This is a genomic window from Thermoactinomyces intermedius (assembly GCF_013912365.1).
Taxonomy (GTDB): domain Bacteria; phylum Bacillota; class Bacilli; order Thermoactinomycetales; family Thermoactinomycetaceae; genus Thermoactinomyces; species Thermoactinomyces intermedius.
On the sequence record NZ_JACETT010000003.1, the window covers coordinates 181547 to 204818 of the forward strand.

23 protein-coding genes are annotated in these 23272 nt (G+C 49.7%); 2 read left to right on the forward strand and 21 right to left on the reverse strand.

Going from position 1 to position 23272, the window contains the following annotated elements:
- Positions 1 to 14 precede the first annotated feature (14 nt).
- The 10 genes from H1R82_RS01480 to H1R82_RS01525 all read right to left on the reverse strand — a co-directional run bounded on the left by H1R82_RS01480 (position 15) and on the right by H1R82_RS01525 (position 8147).
- Positions 15 to 629 carry a thymidine kinase gene (locus tag H1R82_RS01480; protein WP_181731293.1) on the reverse strand — a complete coding sequence of 205 codons (615 nt, stop codon included), beginning with the start codon at positions 627 to 629 and terminating at the stop codon, positions 15 to 17.
- A 180-nt stretch (positions 630 to 809) separates the two neighbouring features.
- Positions 810 to 1010 carry a 50S ribosomal protein L31 gene (gene rpmE, locus H1R82_RS01485; protein ID WP_037995751.1) on the reverse strand — a complete coding sequence of 67 codons (201 nt, stop codon included), beginning with the start codon at positions 1008 to 1010 and terminating at the stop codon, positions 810 to 812.
- 187 nt (positions 1011 to 1197) lie between these two features.
- Positions 1198 to 2184 carry a M23 family metallopeptidase gene (locus H1R82_RS01490; protein WP_181731292.1) on the reverse strand — a complete coding sequence of 329 codons (987 nt, stop codon included), beginning with the start codon at positions 2182 to 2184 and terminating at the stop codon, positions 1198 to 1200.
- Positions 2185 to 2276: 92 nt separating this feature from the next.
- The gene (gene rho, locus H1R82_RS01495; protein WP_181731291.1) at positions 2277 to 3548 is read right to left on the reverse strand and encodes a transcription termination factor Rho; all 1272 of its coding nucleotides are present in this window, start codon (positions 3546 to 3548) and stop codon (positions 2277 to 2279) included.
- 72 nt (positions 3549 to 3620) lie between these two features.
- Complete coding sequence (glpX, locus tag H1R82_RS01500) at positions 3621 to 4583, reverse strand: class II fructose-bisphosphatase (protein ID WP_181731290.1); 963 nt, start codon at positions 4581 to 4583, stop codon at positions 3621 to 3623.
- 322 nt (positions 4584 to 4905) lie between these two features.
- Complete coding sequence (gene fsa, locus H1R82_RS01505) at positions 4906 to 5553, reverse strand: fructose-6-phosphate aldolase (RefSeq protein WP_181731289.1); 648 nt, start codon at positions 5551 to 5553, stop codon at positions 4906 to 4908.
- A gap of 34 nt (positions 5554 to 5587) precedes the next feature.
- Positions 5588 to 6442: a class II fructose-1,6-bisphosphate aldolase gene (locus H1R82_RS01510; RefSeq protein WP_181731288.1), complete on the reverse strand. Its 855-nt coding sequence runs from the start codon at positions 6440 to 6442 to the stop codon at positions 5588 to 5590.
- Between the two features lie 87 nt (positions 6443 to 6529).
- Positions 6530 to 7354, reverse strand: coding sequence for a 3-keto-5-aminohexanoate cleavage enzyme (kce, locus tag H1R82_RS01515; RefSeq protein ID WP_181731287.1), 825 nt, complete (start codon positions 7352 to 7354; stop codon positions 6530 to 6532).
- Positions 7355 to 7368: 14 nt separating this feature from the next.
- On the reverse strand, positions 7369 to 7761 hold the full coding sequence (gene kal / locus H1R82_RS01520; RefSeq protein WP_181731286.1) for a 3-aminobutyryl-CoA ammonia lyase: 393 nt from the start codon (positions 7759 to 7761) through the stop codon (positions 7369 to 7371).
- Positions 7762 to 7784: 23 nt separating this feature from the next.
- Complete coding sequence (locus H1R82_RS01525) at positions 7785 to 8147, reverse strand: response regulator (RefSeq protein ID WP_037995764.1); 363 nt, start codon at positions 8145 to 8147, stop codon at positions 7785 to 7787.
- Between the two features lie 257 nt (positions 8148 to 8404).
- On the opposite strand from H1R82_RS01525, the gene H1R82_RS01530 reads away from it, so the two are divergent.
- A complete protein-coding gene (locus H1R82_RS01530; protein ID WP_181731285.1) occupies positions 8405 to 9310 on the forward strand; it encodes a PIG-L deacetylase family protein in 906 nt (301 codons plus the stop codon).
- Between the two features lie 88 nt (positions 9311 to 9398).
- Entirely contained in the window at positions 9399 to 10325 is a 927-nt protein-coding gene (locus tag H1R82_RS01535) for a ketopantoate reductase family protein (RefSeq protein ID WP_181731284.1), read from the forward strand.
- Between the two features lie 38 nt (positions 10326 to 10363).
- On the opposite strand, the gene H1R82_RS01540 is transcribed toward H1R82_RS01535, so the two are convergent.
- From H1R82_RS01540 to mmgA, 11 genes are all read right to left on the reverse strand, one after another.
- Positions 10364 to 10867, reverse strand: coding sequence for a GNAT family N-acetyltransferase (locus tag H1R82_RS01540; protein ID WP_181731283.1), 504 nt, complete (start codon positions 10865 to 10867; stop codon positions 10364 to 10366).
- 182 nt (positions 10868 to 11049) lie between these two features.
- On the reverse strand, positions 11050 to 11355 hold the full coding sequence (locus H1R82_RS01545; protein ID WP_181731282.1) for a cytochrome C oxidase subunit IV family protein: 306 nt from the start codon (positions 11353 to 11355) through the stop codon (positions 11050 to 11052).
- Between the two features lie 117 nt (positions 11356 to 11472).
- Complete coding sequence (gene pyrG, locus H1R82_RS01550) at positions 11473 to 13092, reverse strand: CTP synthase (RefSeq protein WP_181731281.1); 1620 nt, start codon at positions 13090 to 13092, stop codon at positions 11473 to 11475.
- 143 nt (positions 13093 to 13235) lie between these two features.
- The gene (gene rpoE, locus H1R82_RS01555) at positions 13236 to 13664 is read right to left on the reverse strand and encodes a DNA-directed RNA polymerase subunit delta (RefSeq protein WP_309544764.1); all 429 of its coding nucleotides are present in this window, start codon (positions 13662 to 13664) and stop codon (positions 13236 to 13238) included.
- 162 nt (positions 13665 to 13826) lie between these two features.
- Positions 13827 to 17057 (reverse strand): fused isobutyryl-CoA mutase/GTPase IcmF, encoded by a 3231-nt coding sequence (icmF, locus tag H1R82_RS01560; RefSeq protein ID WP_181731279.1) that lies wholly within the window; start codon positions 17055 to 17057, stop codon positions 13827 to 13829.
- Entirely contained in the window at positions 17044 to 17694 is a 651-nt protein-coding gene (locus H1R82_RS01565) for a TetR/AcrR family transcriptional regulator (RefSeq protein ID WP_309544765.1), read from the reverse strand. Before H1R82_RS01565 ends, icmF begins: the two co-directional genes overlap by 14 nt.
- Positions 17657 to 18640, reverse strand: a complete 984-nt coding sequence (gene meaB / locus H1R82_RS01570; RefSeq protein WP_181731278.1) for a methylmalonyl Co-A mutase-associated GTPase MeaB — start codon at positions 18638 to 18640, stop codon at positions 17657 to 17659. Before meaB ends, H1R82_RS01565 begins: the two co-directional genes overlap by 38 nt.
- A gap of 22 nt (positions 18641 to 18662) precedes the next feature.
- Positions 18663 to 19805 carry an acyl-CoA dehydrogenase gene (locus tag H1R82_RS01575; protein WP_181731277.1) on the reverse strand — a complete coding sequence of 381 codons (1143 nt, stop codon included), beginning with the start codon at positions 19803 to 19805 and terminating at the stop codon, positions 18663 to 18665.
- A 29-nt stretch (positions 19806 to 19834) separates the two neighbouring features.
- Complete coding sequence (locus H1R82_RS01580; protein ID WP_181731276.1) at positions 19835 to 20977, reverse strand: acyl-CoA dehydrogenase; 1143 nt, start codon at positions 20975 to 20977, stop codon at positions 19835 to 19837.
- 47 nt (positions 20978 to 21024) lie between these two features.
- Positions 21025 to 21888 (reverse strand): 3-hydroxybutyryl-CoA dehydrogenase, encoded by an 864-nt coding sequence (locus H1R82_RS01585; protein ID WP_181731275.1) that lies wholly within the window; start codon positions 21886 to 21888, stop codon positions 21025 to 21027.
- A 15-nt stretch (positions 21889 to 21903) separates the two neighbouring features.
- Positions 21904 to 23085 (reverse strand): acetyl-CoA C-acetyltransferase, encoded by a 1182-nt coding sequence (mmgA, locus tag H1R82_RS01590; protein WP_181731274.1) that lies wholly within the window; start codon positions 23083 to 23085, stop codon positions 21904 to 21906.
- Positions 23086 to 23272: the final 187 nt, after the last annotated feature.

Below are 23272 nucleotides of genomic sequence, written 5' to 3' on the forward strand. Positions count from 1 at the left end.
AACGGCGGGTTTTTTTATATTTCAAACATGCCTTCTTTCTGTCTCAACACCTCATGGCAGTGCCGGCAACGGGCTTCGTATTGTTCTTTGGCCCCGACTTGAATCACCGGATCATCAATGGCAGCCGGACGGCCATCGATCAGCCTTTGGGTGCGGCTGGCCGGGCCACCGCATTTCACGCAAATGGCTTGCAATTTTGTCACATATTCCGCCACAGCCAACAACACCGGAGTCGGACCAAACGGCTTTCCCCGAAAATCCTGATCCAATCCGGCACAAATCACCCGTTTTCCCTGATCGGCCAATTGCTGGCAAATATCGACGATCTCCGGTTCAAAAAACTGAATTTCGTCAATGGCCACCACATCCACATTTTCTTCCAGCAAACCGGGAATCTCGCCTGCACTTTTCACCGGACGGGCATCCGCCATCAACCCGTTGTGCGATGCGATCGCTTCTTGATGGTAGCGGTCATCGATGGCCGGTTTAAAGGCAGCCACTTTCTGCTTGGCAATTTTGGCACGGCGGATCCGGCGGATCAACTCTTCACTTTTCCCGGAAAACATTCCGCCGCAAATCACTTCAATCCAGCCGCTGTGATCACCACTTAATGGATGAATATCTCTCATTGTTGTTCCTCCAACTCCCGAAAAATTGATGCTCAATCCATTTTTACACAAAGAAAAAGCACCCAGCCCGTCTGGATGCCCAAGCAAACTCTCTTTATTTTAACATACCCTGTCTCGAGTTTGCTGAATGAAAAATAAAAAGGCAAGCCCGATTTTCTGCTTGCCTGACTTGCCAGGATATTATTTGAGGTTGTATTTCTTTTTGAAGCGATCGATGCGCCCACCTGCGCTGACCATTTTTTGTTTCCCGGTGAAAAACGGATGACATTCAGAGCAAATATCCACCCTCAAGTTTTCAACGGTCGATCCGGTTTCAAATGTATTTCCACACGCACAGGTGACTTTGGTCAATTTGTATTCCGGATGAATTCCTTGTTTCATTCGTCTCACCTCTTTCCTAATGCCGCTTCCATACGTACATTTAAAACCACTGGTGTATTATAGCATGTTTGATGATGAGAAAGCAAGAAAAGCCCGGACCCCGTCGAAACCAGCTGTTTAAAAAGGCACACTCTCCGGTTTCAGGAGAGTGTGCCCTTCCATAAAAATAAAACAATATGAGAGCAAATTATTTTAAAACCCGCAAGGGATTTATCGCTTTCCCGTTTTTGCGAACCTCAAAATGCAAATGATAACCCGTGGCACGACCGGTCTGCCCCATCATCCCCAAAACGTTTCCTGTTTCAATCCTCTGGCCTTTGCTGACCAAAATTTGGCTGAGATGAGCATAATACGTGACCCATCCGCTGCCATGTTCAATGACCACAAGATTTCCGTAAGATCCGGAATAACCCGCCTGGATCACGACTCCGCTTAACGATGCGCAAATTTCAGCTTTTGCTTTCTTTGCGCTCCAAATATCAATTCCTTTATGCTGACGGCCGTTTCGCCAGCCGAAATTGCTGGTGATCTGACCATTGACCGGCCACCGGAACACATAAGCCCCTTCACGATCCGCCAACCGGATCGTATTCTTTTTCTTTTTGTCCGCATCCGCTTTTTTCGGCCATGAACCAGGAATGCTTCCCCTCCATTTCTCGGGAACGGCAATGAGTTGCCCGGCATACGTGAGCGGGGCGTCCTTCAGCTTCGGATTCAAATAAATTAACAGTTCACGGGATGTATGGTATGTCTCGGCCAAAGCCGACAAGGTATCCCCGGACTCCAACCGAACCCATTTTTTCGTCAAAGGAATTTTGATCTCCTGACCAATGTGTAACAAATCCGGGTTTTCCAACCGGTTGAACCGCGCCAGCTCTTGATGAGGGATTCCGAACAACCGGCCGATCCGAGACAGCGTATCCCCCTTTTGCACACGATAAGTGAGAGGCTTTGTCTCCACCGTGGCAGCCAAATTCCCCTCGGCAACCTGCGAAATGGGGCTTAAAAATTGGTACATTGCTTCCTGCGCGATCTGCTCCTTCTCCGGATCCGTATCGGCTCCACCGGCCAATTCCTGGGCATAAACCGGATGCTTATCCGTCCCCATCATCCATGAAGCCGATGTCGAACAGATGGCTAAGGAAGAAGCCAATAAGGCACGTTTTGAAGACATTTTAGCACCTCACAGAAGATAATGGATGGGGTGAAGTTCACCCGGTTTTATCTTTATGTGAGGAATTTCTTTCATATGACAACAAACAGGCATCAAGATACCGATGTCTTGGTGCGGTGGGGCTTGATCTCGATCGAAGCGAGGAATTCCTCATTCGACTCGGTGTTTTTCAACTGTTTCACCATGGCTTCTGTATAATCAGAAGAATCATTCAACGACTTGCGAATCATCCACAACTTCTCCAGCTCGGTCTTGCTGAGCAACAATTCCTCACGGCGCGTTCCGGAACGGCGGATGTCAATGGCCGGGAAAATCCTGCGTTCGGCCAGACGGCGGTCCAAATGAAGTTCCATGTTCCCCGTTCCTTTGAACTCTTCATAAATCACATCATCCATCCGCGACCCGGTATCCACCAGCGCCGTCGCCAAAATGGTCAAGCTGCCGCCTTCTTCCACGTTGCGCGCGGCACCGAAAAATCTTTTCGGCCGGTGCAAAGCAGCCGGATCGATTCCACCTGACAAAGTCCGTCCGCTCGGGGGAATCACCAGGTTATAGGCCCGTGCCAGGCGTGTAATACTATCCAGCAAGATGACCACATCTTTTTTGTGTTCCACCAGACGTTGGGCTCTTTCCAAAACCAGTTCCGCCACTTTGATATGGTTTTCCGGCAACTCATCAAAAGTGGAACTCACCACTTCCGCATCGACGGACCGCTGCATGTCCGTCACTTCTTCGGGCCGCTCGTCAATCAACAGGACAAACAGTTCAATGTCCGGATGATTGGTGGTAATACTGTTGGCAATTTCTTTTAACAGCATCGTTTTGCCGGCTTTGGGTTGAGCGACGATCAAACCGCGCTGTCCCAAACCGACCGGAGCGATCAAATCCATCATCCGCGTTGAAATCCGATCTGGGGTGGTTTCCAAAAAGAGACGTTTCTGCGGGTAAAGAGGAGTAAGCGCAGCAAAGTGGAGCCTTTCCGCAGCAATGTCGGGGTCTTCACCATTGACTGCTTCGACATGCAACAATCCGAAATAACGCTCATTTTCTTTCGGAGGCCGGACTTTACCGGACACCAGATCTCCGGACCGCAAATCAAAGCGGCGGATTTGTGAAGCGGAGATGTAAATGTCTTCGGAAGACGGAAGAAAATTGATCGGCCTTAAAAAACCGTATCCCTCGGAAAGGATGTCCAGCACACCCTCCATAAACATATAGCCGTCTTTTTCCGCCTTGGCTTTTAAAATCGCAAAAATCAATTCTTTCTTTTTCATCTGGGAATAATACGGAATCTGATATTCTTTCGCCAGCTTATACAAATCCACCAAGCGGCGATTTTCCAAATCACTTAACGTGAGCTCCATGTGTCGCATCACCACTCGATTCTACTGAAATTCTCTTCCTCTTTCCGGATCAGAAAGAGGAAGAGGAGAAAATTATAAAATAATATTTGGTTTTTTCTCAAGTTTGTGCGTTCCATCCATGAATCGGATGGTTCCGGTTTTCGCACGCATCACCAACGAATGGGTTTTGGCCAAGTTTCCTTTGTAACGGACGCCTTTCAACAATTCACCGTCCGTCACCCCGGTTGCTGCGAAAATCGCATCATCCCCCTTGACCAGATCTTCCATTCGCAAGACTTTGCCCGGATCACTGATCCCCATTTGAACACAGCGGTTATACTGCTCCTCATTTTCCGGCAACAGCCGGCCTTGGATTTCCCCACCCAGGCATTTTAAGGCAACGGCAGACAAAACCCCTTCCGGAGCACCACCGGCCCCGAACAAAATATCCACCCCGGTGTCGGGAAATCCGGTATGAATCGCCGCAGCCACATCCCCGTCCGGAATCAACTTGATCCGCGCCCCTGCTTTGCGGATATCCTCGATCAGTTTCGCATGTCGCGGGCGGTCAAGCACCACCGCCACCAAATCTTCGACATCCTTGCCGGTGGCTTTGGCAACCGCCTTCAAATTATCCTCCACCGGCGCATCAATATCAACTTGTCCAACGGCTTGCGGCCCCACGGCAATTTTATCCATATACATGTCGGGGGCATGCAACAATCCGCCGCTGTCGGAAATCGCCACCACCGACAGCGCATTCCACAAACCTTTGGCGACAATATTGGTGCCCTCAAGCGGGTCCACCGCCACATCCACTTCCGGAAGATAACCCATACCCACTTTTTCTCCAATGTATAACATCGGAGCTTCATCCATTTCTCCCTCGCCGATGACAACCGTCCCGCGCATCGGAATTGTGTCAAACACTTTGCGCATCGCTTCCGTAGCCGCTTCATCCGCTTCGTCTTTCTTTCCGCAGCCCATCCACCGTGCGGAAGCAATGGCAGCCGCCTCAGTCACACGCACCAGTTCCATCGTTAAACTTCTTTCCATGATCGATCCCCTCACCTGTTTAAAATAAACATCAGAATGACAATAAAACTTTCAATCAGAGTAACATATTTATGATATATGTTACACGATTGTGCGGGGATGGATCAATTTTTTGATATCTCGACGAAGGAAACGCTGTTTTGGTGAAGAAACTCACGAGAACACAAAGTGGTTGTGCACAGAAAATGCGAGGGAACGACGAAGATATTTATAAATCATTGAATGACAAAAACAGTAGAGTGAAAAATCCCAAAAATAGGAATTTACCGGTTAAAAGGGGAGTCCGGCCGGGAGTTTCCTTCCCGGCCAAACCCGTTTGCGATCAAGATTGTTTCACTTTTTCCCAATCGGCCTCAAACTTTTCAATTCCTTGATCCGTCAATGGGTGACGAACCATTTGTTCCAACACCTTGTAAGGCAAGGTGGCAATATGCGCCCCGTTCAGGGCCGCTTGCGTCACATGCACCGGATGACGGATGCTGGCCGCAATAATTTGTGAGGAAATGTCATGAATCCGGAAGATCTCAGCCACTTGCCGGATCAATTGCATTCCGTCCTGGCTGATATCATCCAGACGGCCGATAAAGGGGCTGACATAGGTAGCTCCGGCCCGGGCGGCCATCAAGGCCTGGTTGGCCGAAAAAATCAAGGTGACGTTGGTATCGATCCCTTTTTTGGCAAAATGATTGACGGCTTTTAATCCTTCCACGGTCATCGGGACTTTGATCGTCACCTGGTCCGAAATCGAAGCGAGACGTTCTCCTTCTTCAATCATCCCTTGCGCGTCCCGGCTGAGGACCTCCGCACTGACCGAACCATCCACGATCTCCGTGATTTCTTTGAGCACTTCTTCAAAATCCCGGCCCGATTTGGCAATGAGGCTGGGATTGGTGGTTACCCCGGACAACAGTCCCCATTCATGGACCTGGCGGATTTCATCAACAATGGCCGTATCTAAAAAAAATTTCATCGCAACCACCTTCTAACCATAATTGTTCAATCGCTTACGCTTTGCCGGAGCTTCCAAACAAACGCATTTTGGCTTTGACCGTTTTTTTGATGGCTTCGCGGGCCGGACCGAGGTATTTGCGCGGATCGATCATATCCGGGTTGTTATCCAGCAACTCACGAACCACTTTCACCATGGCAACTTGGTTTTCCGTATTCACATTGATTTTTCCGACACCCAGGGAAACAGCTTTTTGAATGGATTCATCCGGCACGCCCGAACCGCCGTGCAGAACAATCGGAGCTTCAATTTGGCTGGCAACTTTTTCAATGATGTCGTAACGAATTTTCGGCTCTCCTTTATACATGCCGTGAGCCGTTCCGACCGCGATCGCCATGGCGTCCACTTTGGTTTCTTCCCAAAAGCGGATGGCTTGATCCGGGTCCGCCAATGCGGCATCTTCTTCGGAAACGTTCAAATCGTCTTCCACACCACCAATGGTTCCCAATTCTCCTTCCACGGATACCCCCACGGCATGGGCCGCTTCAACCACTTTTTTGGTCAGGCGGATGTTTTCTTCAAACGGATAATGGGAACCGTCGAACATCACCGAAGAAAATCCGGCCCGGATACATTTCATCACCACTTCAAAGCTGCTTCCGTGGTCCAGATGAAGGGCGACGGGAACATCGGCTTCTTCCGCGGCGGCTTTGGCCAATGCCACCACGTTGTTCAGACCCATGTAGCGGATGGCTCCTTCACTGGCTCCGAAAATGAGCGGGGAACGTTCTTCTTTCCCGGCTTCGATAATGGCTTGCACGAATTCCAGGTTGTTGACATTAAATTGCCCAACAGCAAAGCCTTCTTTTTTGGCTTGCGGCAAAAAGGCATTCATCGACACAAGTGGCATGATATGTAGCCTCCTTTAGTTCAAAAAATCATCATTTTGACATTATAACACTTGATCGGAGGATTGGGTAGAAAGAGATGCACTTCCTTAATAAAACCGACTCTTTGTCAAATGCAACATTTGTCTGGCTTCATCCGGGGTTGCCACCTTCCGTTCCAGTTCCCCGGCAATCCGGACCACTCGCTCAACCAGCCGGGCATTGGTTGCCAGTTCCCCTTTCCGGTAATAAATGTTGTCTTCCAAACCGACGCGGACATGCCCTCCCAAAATCACGCCGAGTGCGGCCATGGGCAGTTGGTGCCGCCCGATTCCCGCCACCGTCCAGGTCGCCCCTTCCGGCAACTGGCGGATCAGATGGAGCAGGTTTTCCGCCGTGGCCGGAATCGCACCGGGTACCCCCATCACGAAATCAAAATGAAGATGACCGGTAAAATACCCGTCTTTCACAAGCTTCAAGGCATTAGCTATCATTCCCACATCAAAGATTTCAAATTCAGGCCGGACCCCGTACCGTTCAAATTCCTCCGCAAACCGGATCAGTTGCGAGGGAGAATTCATGAACACTTCCCGTCCGAAATTGACGGTTCCCGTTGTCAACGTGGCCATCTCCGGACGCAGGGAAAGGGGTTGCAATCTCTCATCCGGAGACATCCCCACCGCCCCGCCCGTGGAAACTTGCACAATGAGGTCGGTCCGTTTTTGAATTTTTTCGATCGCTTCCTGATAAAGCGAACGATCCTGGCTGGGATGTCCGTTTTCGTCACGGACATGAAGATGGACGATCGATGCGCCCGCCTCTCTCACTTCTTCGGCTTGAGCGGCAATTTCATCCGCCGTGACCGGAAGATGGGGGGTGTCCTCTTTCATCACTTCCGCCCCCACCAACGCCGCCGTAATGATCAGCTTTTGCAAACCGGCTCCCTCCTTCAAACCGATGATCCGGTCTGGTTCTTTTTCGGAACCACACAAGTTCCGGAAGCTCTGGCAACCACCACCGGCTCCCTGAGCACCCGGGCACGGGACGGGCAAGCGGGATCAATGCCGCCTTCAATGACCTTGACCGCTTCAAAGGTCATTTTCCGGCTCGTGTTTCCCACTTTGACGATCCGTCCGGTCACTTCGATAAAATCGCCGGCATGAACAGGGGCCAAAAATTCGACTTGATCATAAGCCACAAACAACCCTTCGTCTCCATCATGGCGTATCAACAATTCCGTCGCGGCATCCCCGAACAAAGCCATCACCCGGGCCCCATCCACCAGATTGCCCCCGTAATGTGCATCCGACTGACTCATCCGCAAGCGAATTTTTGCTTCCATCCTGCTGATCCCCTTTATTCTCATTATGATGCCAGTTGCTTTAACACTTCCGTGCGCAGCTCTTCAATGTCAAACGGCTTGGTAAAATGGGTGAGCGCCCCGAGACGGCTGGCCTCGGCAACCATATCCAGTTCCCCGTAAGCCGTCATCATAATCACCTTCGATTCGGTGTTAAACTTCCGCAAACGCCTTAACAGTTCCAAACCATCCATCCCCGGCATCTTCATATCCAATAATATGAGGTCCGGCTTTTCCGCTTGTATGATTTCGAGTGCCTGTTTTCCGTTGGAAGCCTGAAAAATATGTACATTTTCCTTGGAGAACACTTCCTGAAGCAAAAGCCGGATTCCGTATTGATCATCCACCACAAGTATTTTTTTATCCATATCACCTTGCCTCCTCTCAGATCCGTTCCCTGCAAACCCCGCTTCCATTTTGCATCTTCGGACATCAAAAGGGATTTATGACTAATATTTATCGATTCCTTCACTTATTTCCTGCTTCTTGGCGAAAAATGCGGCACCCCCCTCCCCCGAAAATGCCTTGAAATTTTAAAATGAGCTTATAAAAGAGGGACTCTTTTCATCGTATAATAAATTCATCGCAAAAGAGTTTTATATGGACAAAGTAGGTGCAGACATTCATGAAACGGAAATGGTTTCCCATCATCACCGGGCTGGCCGTTCTTATATTCTCCGCTTTTTTCATTTTTCAGCATGTATCCGCCTTGGAGGATCAGGAACTGCATGCGTTAAGCGGGGACGGATCCGACCTGTCACACCAGCCGCAAGTGGTGTATTTGGTCCCTCATGCCGATGATGAATTGTTGTCCATGGGCGTCGACATCGTCAATCACATCCGCCTGCGCTATGATGTGCATCTGGTATTGATGAGTCCCGGCGGCCACTCCCGCGCACGCTTTTTGATCAACGGTTTCAAAGACTCCGACCAAGAGCCCTTCCTCTTTAAAACGCCGGTTTATTGCCCTCTGCACAAGCGGTATCATGACCCGGAAAAAGAACACTACCAGGATCTGTATCTCACCGTGGACGATGTGGGAAAAGCCCGGGTCCGGGAATTCAAAGAGTCGGCCAAACTTTTGGGGATTTCTGATGATCACGTCCATGTTTACGATCTTGAAAACGACCGGTTTGAAGAACAGGAACAAGAGATTCGCGACATCATGGACGAGCTTTTGCAACGTTTTCCGGACGCCCAATTCCGGACAATGAGCATCGATGATTACCATCCGGATCACAGGATGCTGGGTAAAGTCTTGAGCGAATTTGAGGAAGAAGGCAAAATCCAGGGCGAAAAAACATTATATTTTCTTTCCATTTACAAAACACGATTCACAAAATACAAACCTTCCCAAAAAGAATATACAATGAAACTGTTGGTTCCGCAGGATTTAAAGAAAATTAAAAGTGCCGTCCAAATATACGGCAAGTGGGATCCGAAAAACGGATGGTACCAAATCGGCTATCACAGTGTCAAAAGCCAGTTTCTCCAATTAATGAAAAATGCCCAAAATACATATCATTATTAATCGGCAGACAAAGGTCTGGGTTCCTCACCCGGACCTTTGATACAATAACTGTACAAGAGGATCCTTGTCTGGTAAAAGGAGGAATACGATGCGCGTTTTGATGGTTGGTGCCGGTGCGGTAGGCGGATACTTCGGAGGAAGGCTGGTCGAAAAAGGAGAAGATGTCACCTTCCTGGTGCGGAAGAAAAGACAAGAACAATTGGAGCAGAACGGGTTGATGATCAAAAGCGTCAACGGCAATGCCAAATTAAAAGTGAAAACCCTGACCGTCGGGCAACCGGTCCCCGCTTTTGATCTGATCATCCTCTCGGTCAAAGCTTATCACTTAACGGAGACGATCAATGATATAAAGCCGTATGTCGGGGAAAACTCCACCATTCTTCCCCTGTTAAACGGAATCGTTCACATTCAGCAGTTACAAAATGAATTCGGGGCGGAAAAAATTTTGGGCGGATTATGCTTTATTGAATCCACTTTGAATGCCCAAGGGGAGATTGAACAATACAGCCCGCAACATGAAATCGTTTACGGCGAATTAAACGGAGATGTGACCCAACGGATCCTTGACATCCAGGCGTTGTTTGACGGTGCCGGTTTTGACGCGAGGTACAGCCAAAAAATCCGGATTGAAATGTGGCAAAAATATATTTTCATCAGCGCCATGAGCGGAATGACCTGCCTGATGAACAGCAGCATCGGTCCGATCCTTTCCGCACCTTACGGGAAAGAAATGTACCATCAGCTGCTGGAGGAGATTGTCTCGGTTGCCCGTCATCAAGAACCGGAAATCCCGACCTCTCTGGCCGGAAAAATCCTTCACAACATGGAATCCCTTTCCCCAAGCATGAAATCTTCCATGTTGAGGGACATGGAAAAAGGAAAACCGGTGGAATCCGACCATTTCCACGGGGCCTTGCTCAAAATGGCACCCGAAGATGCCCGTTTGCCGCTCATCAAAGCGATTTACAGCAAGTTGTCGATTTATCAGCAAGAACTTGAAAAATCCCGTCAATAAAAAAGCAGGTTCCACCTCGTGAAACCTGCTGCTTGTTCCTAAGTCACCCGTTTTTCAAAAGCCATGTACGGCTCATCATGACGGGGAAAATAAAATTTGCCTCTTTTTTTATAGCCGCAAGATTCATACAAATACATGGCTTTTTCATTGATCATCTGGGTATCCAGCCGGATGCTGGCATACCCTTCTTTTTTGGCAAATCGTTCGATTTCGGCCAGCAAAGTGCGTGAAATTCCTTTTCCTTGGTACTTCGGGTTCACACAAAGCCGGTGAACAACCAAAAACCGGCCGGATGAATCTTCCCACGGAATTTGCTCATATTCCGGCTCCTGATGTTGATCCAACACAACGCAAGCAACGATATCCCCTTCGCTTGTGAGCACATATAAATTTCCGCTTTGGATATCCTTTTCAATGTCCTCCCGGCCCGGATAATTTTCAGACCACTGATAGATATTGTTGGCATTCATGATTTTGGTGGCTTCTTTGTACACTTGGAAAACTTTATCTGTTTGTGATGGTGCGGCTTTTGCAAATTCCATTCCTGTCCCTCCCGTTGTCTCTAATTTGCGCAAAAAGAACCGATAATAAAAGTCCCCGAAAATAAAAAGAGCTGTCATATCACATGACAGCTCCAAACATCACAAAATTATACCAGCCTGCAAAGCGAATACAACGCTGAATCCAATCCTTTTTTAACCATTTGATGAACACGCCTTCCCCGTTACATGAGAAGAATCCCCACGGCACAAACCGTTCCGCACAACAGGCCAAAAAAGATGAAAATCCTCATCATCCCGTACCCTTTTTGATCGAGATGCATGAAAATATAAAGCTGCAAAATCACTTGAACGGCCGCCAAAAAAACGATCACAAAGAGCGTTCCCTGCAAACTGAACCATTGATTGATCACGGCCAGAAACGAAACGGCCGTCAAGGCAATCATGAATAAAAAAGAAACCACATGTTTGAAAGCGGTATCACTTTTCTGCCTGACCGGCTTCACTTCGTTTTGCAGTTGTGTCTTCAATCCGGAAGCACCCCCGCACTTTTGATCTGATTATTTTCATTATACAGAAAATAATCAATGTTTGCGAATCCCTGTGCAAGAAAAGACCCGGCTGGTTTCAGAGCCGGGTTTTTCGCCTCAAACTTCCACTTGCGGTTTTAAATGCATTTGAAGCGCCGCTTTTACAAATTCACGGAACAACGGTTGCGGCCGCGTCGGACGTGATACAAATTCCGGATGGAACTGAGCAGCCACAAACCACGGATGATCTTTGTACTCCACAATCTCGACCAGTCTGCCGTCCGGGGAAGTTCCCGAGAACACGTATCCCACTTCCTCCAACGCTTTCCGGTATTCATTGTTGAATTCATAACGATGGCGATGGCGTTCATACACCAAATCCGATCCGTATGCCTGATGCGCGAGGCTGTCGGGAACCAACTTGCACGGATACAAGCCACGGCGCATGGTGCCGCCTTTTTCTTCGATTGTCTTTTGTTCCGGCAATAAATCAATAATCGGATGCGGCGTCGATGCATCAAATTCCGCGCTGTGGGCCCCTTCCAGTTTCAGGATGTTCCGGGCGCCTTCCACGCAAACCATCTGCATGCCCAAACAAATGCCGAGGAAAGGAATCCGCTGTTCCCTTGCGTACCGGATGGCCGAGATTTTTCCTTCAATTCCGCGGTCGCCAAATCCGCCCGGAACCAGAATACCGTCCACATCCCCGAGAAGAACATGGACATTGGAATCGGACACGTCTTCCGAATTGACCCATTTGATGTCAATCTCCGTATCCCGGTCAAAGCCGGCATGACGCAATGCTTCAACCACGCTCATGTAAGCATCATGCAAAGCCACGTATTTTCCGACGATGGCAATGCGTGTCTGATGGGTCAGGTTTTTCACTTTGTTGACCAGCTCCAACCATTCGGACATTTCCGCCGGTCCGCATTTCAAGCCCAACCGCTTGACCACAATTTCATCCAGTCCTTGCTCCTGGATCATCAGCGGGACCTCATAAAGGGTTTCGGCATCGCGTACTTCAATCACCGCTTCACGATCGATGTCACAGAATAAGGCGATTTTATTTTTCAGTTCTTCCGAGAGAGGATATTCGGTCCGGCAAACGATCACATCAGGTTGAATGCCGAGACTGCGCAGTTCCTTCACACTGTGCTGGGTCGGTTTCGTTTTCAATTCGCCGCTGGCCCGCATCATCGGCACCAGGGTGCAGTGAATATACATGACATGTTCCCGGCCGACATCGCTTTTGATTTGACGGATGGCTTCCAAAAAAGGCAAGCTTTCGATGTCGCCGACAGTACCGCCGATCTCCGTGATTACCACGTCGGCGCCCGTCTCGCGGGCCGCACGGAAGACCCGGTCTTTGATTTCATTGGTAATGTGAGGGATAACCTGAACCGTTCCCCCCAAGTAATCCCCGCGGCGTTCTTTGTTAATGACGGATGAATAAATTTTCCCCGTCGTCACATTGCTGTTTTTCGTCAAATTAATATCGATAAATCGCTCATAGTGGCCCAAATCCAAGTCCGTTTCCGCCCCGTCGTCCGTGACGAACACCTCGCCGTGCTGGTAAGGACTCATGGTTCCCGGGTCCACGTTGATATAAGGATCGAATTTTTGAATGGTAATTTTCAGTCCTCTGTTTTTTAACAATCTTCCCAGGGAAGATGCGGTAATCCCTTTCCCCAGAGAAGAAACCACACCACCAGTAACAAAGATATATTTCGCCATTTTTATCTTCCTCCTATAAACAAGGATGCCCTTTCTTTTCGCAAAATAGAAAAGAGCGCCCCCAATCAAGGGGCGCTCTTTTATTTCCGTTCATAACGAGCCCAAAAAATAATTTATCGCAGGAAATGACGATTGTCAAGCAACTAAATCACTTCATCCCCGTCGTCAAATCCATTATCTTCCTCATCCATTGCAAATTCATCTTCTGTATCTTCGATCTCGCCCAACTCTTCTTCTTCCTCATCAAACAGGTCTTCATCAAGGTCATGATATTCGTCGTCTTCTTTGACGTTGGCTGCAACCGCGGAATCCGTCGCCTGGTCCGTCGGGTACCATTCCCTCAATCCCCACAAATTGCGGCCGACACAGACAAACCTTCCGTCAATGTTGATTTCGGTGTAAAGCTGGGCGATGTAATGCTCGGCTTCTTCCTTTGTAAACCCTTTCATGCTCGAAACTTCGTCCATGATATCCCGGTACAGCATTGCTTCTCCCTTTTTTTTCAAAAGGTCGTAAGCCAAGTCAACCATGGCAGTCTCTCGCACTCTTTCCACAGCGAGATTGTCACTCAAATTCGGACACATCCTTCCATCCAGAGGTGAAGACCGTATATCCTGTTTCTAGTACAACTATTTTATCCAAAAAACAGGTGAAGTCAACCATAAACATCCAAATCCGGCCGGCGCAAAAAAGAGATGGAGCGGCAAACGTCTCCATCCCAGGCGTGAAAACCTTTACATATTCCGGCGGTACTGGCCGCCCACCTCATACAAAGCACGGGTGATTTGGCCCAAGCTTGCCACTTTTACGGTTTCCATCAGCTCAGCAAAAATGTTTCCGTTTTCGCGGGCCGTTTTTTTCAAACGCTCCAGCGCAACTTTTGCCTCTTCCCGGTGTTTTTCCTGAAACTCACGAAGGCGGCGGATTTGCAGGTCTTTTTCCTCTTTGGCGGCCCTGCTGAGCGGAACTTCCACATCTTCCGGGGGATTGGGGTTTTCAAAGGTATTCACGCCGATGATCGGCAACTCGCCGGAATGTTTTTTCGTTTCATACAGCAAGGATTCCTCTTGAATTTTCCCCCGTTGATACTGGGTTTCCATGGCTCCCAGCACGCCCCCGCGGTCACTGATCCGCTCAAATTCGCAGAGGACGGCCTCTTCCACCAAATCAGTCAGTTCATCAATGATGAAGGAGCCTTGCAAAGGATTTTCATTTTTGGCAAGCCCCAGTTCCTTCATGATGATCAACTGAATGGCCATGGCCCGGCGGACCGATTCTTCGGTCGGTGTGGTGATCGCTTCATCATAAGCATTGGTGTGCAACGAATTGCATTGGTCATAAATGGCCATCAATGCCTGCAACGTCGTCCGGATGTCATTAAAGTCCATTTCTTGCGCATGCAGGGAACGGCCCGAGGTTTGAATATGATACTTTAATTTCTGGCTCCGCTCATTGGCTCCGTACAAATGCTTCATCACAATGGCCCAAATCCGGCGCGCCACCCGGCCGATCACGGCATACTCCGCATCCAATCCGTTACTGAAGAAGAAGGAAAGATTCGGGGCAAATTCATCAATTTTCATTCCGCGGCTCAAATAATACTCCACATAGGTAAAGGCATTGGCGAGCGTGAAAGCCAGCTGGGTAATGGGATTGGCGCCGGCTTCGGCAATGTGATAACCGCTGATGCTGACCGAATAATAATTTCGGATGCCTTTTTCAATAAAGTACTCCTGGATGTCCCCCATCATTTTCAATGCAAAATCGGTGGAGAAAATGCAGGTGTTTTGTCCCTGGTCTTCTTTCAGGATATCCGCTTGAACGGTTCCACGCACCTTTTTCAGTGTCTCATTCTTGATTTCCTCCGCCTCTTCAGCCGTGGGCTCCCGTCCTTCCCGTTTGCGGAATTGTTCCATCTGTTGCTCAATCGCGGTATTGAAATACATGGCCAAAAGAATGGGGGCCGGTCCGTTGATCGTCATGGACACACTGGTGTTCGGAGCACAAAGGTCAAAGCCTTCAAACAATCTTTTCATATCTTCCAAGGTACAGACACTGACGCCGGATTCCCCCACTTTTCCGTAAATGTCCGGGCGTTCGTCCGGATCTTCCCCGTAAAGGGTCACACTGTCAAAAGCAGTGGACAACCGCTTGGCCTGATCGTTTTTTGACAAGTAGTGAAAACGCCGGTTGGTGCGTTCAGGCGTCCCTTCTCCCGCAAACTGCCGTTTCGGGTCTTCATCCGTTCTTTTAAACGGGAACACACCGGCCGTAAACGGGAATCTCCCCGGAACGTTTTCCTTGCGCAAAAAGCGTAAACGCTCTCCCCAATCCTCAAACCGGGGCAAGGCCACTTTGGGGATTTTGCTTCCGGCCAACGTTTTGGAATAAAGAGGAATCTCCTTTGTCTTGTTGCGCACCTTGATGGTGAATCGATCCTGCCGGTAGGCATCGGCCAACGCTTCCCATTCATCCAGCAACTTCCGGTTCTCCGGGGTGAGGCGTTCCTCAATTTTTTGAATGGTTTCTTTAAAGCGTTCAGTCAGGCTGTCTTCCGCGGCGGCTTCTTCCTTCATACACTGAAGACTTCCATTTAATTGATAAAGTTTTGTGGCCAGTTTGGCCTGCGCTTCCGTCTCTTGGTGGTATTTCCGGACGGTTGCCGCAATTTCCCGTAAATAATGGCTTCTTTCCGGAGGGATGATGTGATGGATATCCATTTCCGAAACCGGTGCTTTTATTTTGGATTCCCAACCGAGATCAAACTTTTCATTCAATTTCCGGATCATTTCCTGGTAAAACCGGTTGGTTCCGGGGTCATTAAACCGGGAAGCCATCGTGCCATAAACCGGAATTTCCTCATCATCGGCATCAAACAACTGATGATTGCGGCGGTATTGTTTTTTCACGTCTCTGAGGGCATCTTGCGATCCTTTCCGGTCAAATTTGTTGATGGCCACCATGTCGGCATAATCCAGCATTTCAATTTTTTCCAGCTGGGAAGGTGCACCGAATTCCGATGTCATCACATAAACGGAAAAGTCGCTCACTTCGACCACATCGGCATTTCCCTGCCCGATTCCGCTGGTTTCGACAATCACCAGATCATATCCGGCCACTTTCAAGATTTGAATCGCTTCTTTGATTCCGCCGCTTAATTCCGACCGGGTTTTCCGGGTGGCCAAGCTTCGCAGGTAAACCCTGGGATGATGGACGGAATTCATGCGGATCCGGTCCCCCAACAACGCGCCTCCCGTTTTTTGCTTGGAGGGGTCGACGGACAAAATCGCAATTTTTTTGTCTTCAAAGTCATGGATAAAACGCCGGACCAATTCATCGGTCAATGAACTTTTCCCGGCTCCCCCCGTCCCGGTGATCCCGATGACCGGAACAAATCCCTGCAATTCTTTGGATAACTGTTCCCCCAGCCTTGCCCGCTGGTCAGGATCATCCTCCACCCAGGTGATCAAGCGGGAAATCGCTTGTTTATCCCCTTTCTTGGCACGACTCATTTCCCGGGAAATGTCGCGAACCGTGGGGAAATCCGTCGCCTCCACCATGGTTTGGATCATGCCTTCCAATCCCATCTTTCTCCCGTCTTGCGGGGAAAAGATTTTCCGGACGCCATACTCTTCCAGTTCCTTGATTTCCCGCGGAACGATCACGCCTCCCCCGCCGCCGAACACTTGAATATGGCCGGCGCCGCGTTTTCTGAGCAAATCGATCATATATTTAAAAAATTCCATGTGCCCGCCTTGATACGAAGAAACCGCGATCCCCTGCACATCTTCCTGAATGGCGGCCTCCACAATCTCATCCACGGACCGATTGTGACCGAGATGAATCACTTCCACTCCGGCCTGTTGCAACAAGCGGCGGAATAAATTGATCGAAGCATCGTGTCCGTCAAACAAGCTCGCAGCGGTCACAAACCGAATGGCATACTTGGTTTTAATCCCCTGCATCCCGATCGCCTCCTGCTGTAAATTCTCCCAACAACAAAGCCATTTGCCGCTTTGTGTATTCTTCCACATCATATTCGCGCCCCAACGCCCAGTGGCGAAAGGTCCACATTTGGCCGATCACCATGATGTTGTGGGCCATCAACTTGATGGAGGAAGGATCGATTCGGATGGTTCCGTCGTCCATTCCTTTTTCTAAAATTCGGGAAAATAAATTGGTGATGTCTTCTTCTTTTTTCAATACATATTTCATCTTGTCTTTGGGCAAGGATTTGGTTTCTTGATAAATCAAAAGAACCAAGGAGCGCATCTCATCCATGACGCGGAACAATTGTTTCAAGCTTTTTTGCAAAGATTCCATTCCGGTATCTTCTTCGTTCATGACTTTCAGCAACCGGCTCTCCAATTTGGAATGGATATGCTCACAGACCAGATAAAGAACGTCTTCTTTGCTTTGAATGTATTCATACATGGTCCCGATCGACAGTCCGCATTCTCTGGCAATCTCGCGAGTGGTGGTTTTGTGAAAGCCTTTTTCCACGAATAACCGAACCGCCCCTTCGATGATCTGCTCCCGCCTTTGTTCGATCAAGCGCTCATTTTTAATCATCGAAGGAATCAGTTTGGAATGTTTCTTCACAGGCTCCCCTCCCCAATGTCCCGATCCATTTTTCAGCCAGCTTCCGCGGACTGATCTCGCGGGATTCCAGCTTTTGCAAATCTTTTTTCCAATCCGGACTCCTCCATGCCCTCTCCAAGCGGCGCCGGACCCATTCTTCAATGATTTGGCGGGTTTCCAGCTCCAACTGTTTCTTCCGCTTCCTTTTCAATTCCCCGTTTTCTTCCAGATGGCGGCGATGCCGTCCGATCGCTTCCCACCACTTCTCAATTCCTTCCCCCCGCGTCGCAATCGTCCGGACAATGGGGGGGTACCAGCAACCGGCCTTTTGCTTCGACAAATCGAGCAAATCGTTGATCTCGGATTCCAGGCGTCCGGCTCCCGGCAAATCGGCTTTATTGATGACAAACAAATCGGCAATTTCCATGATTCCGGCTTTAAACACCTGAATGACATCCCCGGCGGTCGGATTGAGAACCAGGCACACGGTATCGGTCACATGCATCACATCCAGTTCGGCCTGCCCCACTCCCACCGTCTCCAATAAAATCAGGTCATAGCCGGCGGCATCCAAAATTTTGACGGCGTCTCCGGCGGATTTGGAAATGCCGCCCAAAGACCCGCGGCTTCCCATGCTCCGGATAAAAACCCCCTCATCCAGGGAATGGCGGGTCATTCTCACCCGGTCCCCCAGAATGGCCCCGCCCGTATAGGGGCTGGAGGGGTCAATGGAGATGACCCCGACCGTCAAGTTTTGGCGTCGCAAAAAAGAGATGGCTTCGTCCAACAATGTGCTTTTGCCGGCCCCCGGTGAACCGGTGATTCCGACAATGTATGCATTTCCGGTGTTGGGATAAATCGCTTCCATCCATTTGTCCGCATCCGGATCTTGATTTTCAATCCGTGTGATCAGGCGGGCAATCTGCCGCTTGTTTTTTTGCCTGATGGCTTGGATCCAGCTCTCCATCACTCCCCCTCCCGGAGACGGTTTATTCTTTTAACAAGTGGTTTGAGATCACGACACGTTGGATTTCATTCGTTCCTTCATAAATTTGTGTGATTTTTGCGTCGCGCATCATGCGCTCCACCGGATATTCACGGGTGTACCCATAGCCACCGAAGATTTGAACGGCTTCCGTCGTGACTTGCATGGCAACATCCCCGGCAAACAATTTGGCCATGGCCGATGCCTTTCCGTAAGGAATACCTTCGGATTCTCTCCAAGCGGCTTGGTAGGTCAAAAGGCGGGCCGCTTCGATCTGGGTGGCCATATCGGCCAGTTTAAATTGAATGGCTTGCTTTTTCGCGATCGGTTTCCCGAATTGATGCCGCTCTTTGGCATAAAAAAGCGCCTCGTCCAAAGCACCCTGCGCAATTCCCACCGCTTGGGCGGCGATCCCGTTCCGTCCGCCATCGAGCGTCATCATGGCGATTTTAAATCCTTCCCCTTCTTCCCCCAAACGCTGGCTCACCGGAATCCGGCAGTCTTCAAACAAAATTTCCGTGGTTGGGGATGACCGGATCCCCAATTTCTTTTCTTTTTTGCCGATGGAGAAGCCGGGAGTCCCTTTTTCCACAATGAATGCCGTGGTCCCCTTATGTTTCAGCGACGGATCCGTCAAGGCAAAAACGACATAGATCTCAGCTTCTCCCCCGTTGGTGATAAAAATTTTGCTGCCGTTTAAAACATACTCATCCCCATCGCGGACGGCAGTGGTTTTCATGGCCGCCGCATCGGAACCGGAACCCGGTTCGGTCAAACCGAAAGCCCCCAACTTCTTTCCTTCGGCCAACGGACGCAAAAACCGTTCTTTTTGTTCCGGGGTACCGAACTTAAAGATCGGCCAGCTGGCCAAGGAGATGTGCGCCGACAAGGTCACTCCGGTGGACGCGCAAACCCGGGATAACTCTTCCACGGCAATCACATAACTCAAAAAGTCCGCTCCGCCCCCGCCGTATTCTTCGGGGAAGGGAATGCCCGTCAGGCCGAGCGTTGCCATTTTTTCGAAAATGGTACGGTCGAAACGCTCTTGTTCATCCCGTTCGGCTGCAGACGGGGCCACTTCTTTTAATGCAAAATCACGCACCATCTTGCGCATCATTTCATGCTCTTCACTCAACTGAAACTCCATCGGGTTTCACTCCCATCCATCATCGTTTTCTAACCGTTTAACAGTTCGCCGGCGACCACAATCCGTTGAATTTCATTGGTGCCTTCATAAATTTGCGTAATTTTCGCATCACGAAATAATCTTTCGACCGGATACTCGCGCGTATAACCATATCCCCCGAAGATTTGGACCGCTTCGGTGGTCACCTTCATGGCCGTATCCGATGCAAACATCTTGGCCATGGATGCCTCTTTCTTGCACGGTTTTCCTTTTTGCCTTTTCTCCGCTGCCCGGTAAATCAAGAGACGGGCCGCCTCAATTTGCGTGGCCATGTCAGCCAGCTTAAATTGAATGGCTTGCTTTTTCGCAATCGGTTTCCCGAATTGATTCCGCTCTTTGGCATAAGAAAGGGCTTCCTGCATCGCTCTTTGGGCAATTCCGATTGCCTGGGCGGCAATGCCGATCCGTCCTCCCGCCAGGTTGGACAACGCCACTTCATACCCCTGACCTTCGCGTCCCAGCAGGTTTTCTGCCGGTACTTCCGCGTCTTCAAAAATCAGCTCGCATGTATTGGAGCCGTTTAAGCCCATCTTTTTCTCCTTTTTCCCGACACGGAAGCCGGGGGTGTCTTTCTCCACAATAAAGGCGGAAATCCCTTTGGAACCCTTGCCGGAGTCGGTCACGGCGAACGTGACATAAACATCCGCTTCCCCACTGTTGGTGATGAAGATCTTGTTTCCGTTCAAAATATATTTGTCTCCTGCTTTCCGGGCACTGGTCCGAAGATTGGAAGCCTCCGAGCCGGCCTGGGGTTCGGTCAGGGCAAAAGCCCCGAGATACTCGCCGGAAGCCAGCCGGGGAACATATTTCTTTTTCTGTTCCTCATTTCCGTATGTCAAAATCGGCATCGTGCCGACGGAAGTATGAACCGACAAAATCACACCCACCGTGGCACTGACTTTCGAGATCTCTTCCAGTGCAAGGATGTAAGAAATAAAATCCGCTCCTGCTCCTCCCCACTCCTCGGGAATCGGAATTCCCATCAAACCGAGTTGTGCCATTTTATTAACAATTTCTCTCGGAAACCGGTCTTCTTCATCCATCCGGTTGACCAACGGAGTGATTTCCGTTTCTGCAAAGTCCCGCACCATCTTGCGCATCATTTCTTGCTCAGCTGTAAAATAAAGCCGCATGAGGATCACTCCACTCCATGAAAATGAAAATTCAGGATGCTTTTTCTCTATTTTTCATTGTCATATTGATAAAAACCGCGGCCGCTTTTCTTTCCGAGCCAGCCGGCTTTCACATATTTTCTCAACAGAGGGCACGGGCGGTATTTGCTGTCGCCAAACCCTTCATACAAGGTTTCCATGATATAAAGGCAGGTGTCCAATCCGATAAAATCCGCCAAAGTCAGCGGCCCCATCGGATGGTTCATCCCCAGTTTCATGACGGTGTCCACATCCTCGGGCGAAGCCACGCCTTCATACACGGCATAAATGGCTTCATTAATCATCGGCATCAGGATGCGGTTGGACACAAAGCCCGGAAAATCGTTGACTTCCACCGGAACTTTCCCCATCGTTTCCGCCAAATTCCTCACGGTTTCATTCACTTCATCCGCTGTGGCCAATCCCCGGATCACTTCCACCAATTTCATCACCGGAACCGGGTTCATAAAATGCATGCCAATGACCGATTCGGGGCGGGAAGTCGCTGCGGCAATTTCTGTGATGGGCAGGGAAGAAGTATTGCTGGCCAAAATCGCATGCTTCGGACTGTATTGGTCCAACTGGCGGAACAAATCGGTTTTGACTTCCATGTTTTCCACCACGGCTTCAATCACCAGATCCGCATCCTTGACCGCTTCCTGCAAGTCGGCAGTGGTTTGGATCCGTGACAACACTGCCTCTTTTTCTTCCTTGGTCCACTTCCCTTTCGCCACTCCTTTTTCCAAGAGGCCTTCAATCCGCGCCAGTCCTTTTTTCACCTGCTCTTCAGCCACGTCATGCAAAGAAACGGAAAAACCGGATTGGGCAGCCACTTGGGCAATTCCGCTTCCCATCTGCCCGGCACCGATCACTGCTATCCGTTTGATTTCCATCATTTCACTCCCTTTCTATCCATCCACCCGGACCAAGACGGCGTCTCCTTGGGCTGCTCCGCTGCAAATGGCGGCAACCCCCAATCCTCCGCCGCGACGTCTTAATTCCATGATCAGCGTGAGAAGAATGCGTGCACCGCTGGCTCCGATGGGATGCCCCAATGCCACGGCACCACCGTTGACATTCAGTTTTTCCGCATCGATTCCCAAAAGCTTTTGATTGGCCAGGGCCACTGCGGCAAATGCTTCGTTGATTTCATACAAATCGATGTCCTGAGGCGACAATTGGTGCTTGTTTAACAGTTTCCTTACGGCATATGCCGGTGTGATGGGAAAGTCTTTGGCTTCCATCGCCACGGACGCATGCCCCAAGATGCGTGCCCATGGTTTCACACCCAGCTCCTCCGCTTTTTTGGCGGTGGAAACCACCAATGCACAAGCACCGTCGTTCACTCCGGGGGCATTTCCGGCGGTAATGGTGCCGTCTTGTTGGTAAGCGGGTTTTAAAGCAGCCAATTTTTCCAATGTGGTGTCCGGCCGGACCGATTCATCCTGATCCACGACCTGTTCACTTTTTCTGGTTTTGACGGTGACCGGAACGATCTCTTCCGCAAAGAGGCCCGATTGAATGGCTTTTAATGCCCGTTCATGGCTTCTCAAAGCCCATTCATCCTGCTCTTCCCGCGAAATATCTTGTTCTTTGGCCGTATTGCTTCCATGGATGATCATGTGAACATCGTGAAACGCGCACCACAAACCGTCATGTACCATCAAATCCACCAATTTCCCGTCGCCCATCCGATGGCCGAAACGCGCTCCGGGCAAAGCATAAGGCGCATTGCTCATGCTCTCCATGCCGCCGGCCACCATCAATCCGGCATCACCGGCCCGCAAAATCTGATCCGCCAGGGTCACACTGCGAAGACCGGATGCGCAGACTTTGTTAATCGTCTCCGTTCCCACTTCCCAGCTCAACCCTGCAAGCCGTGCGGCCTGGCGGGAGGGAATTTGTCCGGCTCCTCCCTGCAAAACCATCCCCATGATCACTTCGTCCACCGATTGATCCGGCACACCACTTTTGTCCAGAGCGGCCCGGATGGCCGTGCCACCCAATTCCACCGCTTTTTTATCCTTTAATCCTCCTCCGAGTTTCCCGATCGGAGTTCGTGCACCACCCAGAATCACCGTTTCGGACAAAGCGCTTCACCTCCGGTAAACAGATATTCTATCGAGCGTTCGTTCGATAAGCTGGCATATGGTTGAAAACGCCTTCATTCATTAGCTTACCGGAAATTATTATTTTTAACAATAGTTAATCGAATTTATTTATTACCATAAAATGCTTTATTCTGCATAAATAAAATTTTCTATAAAAAAATCCGCA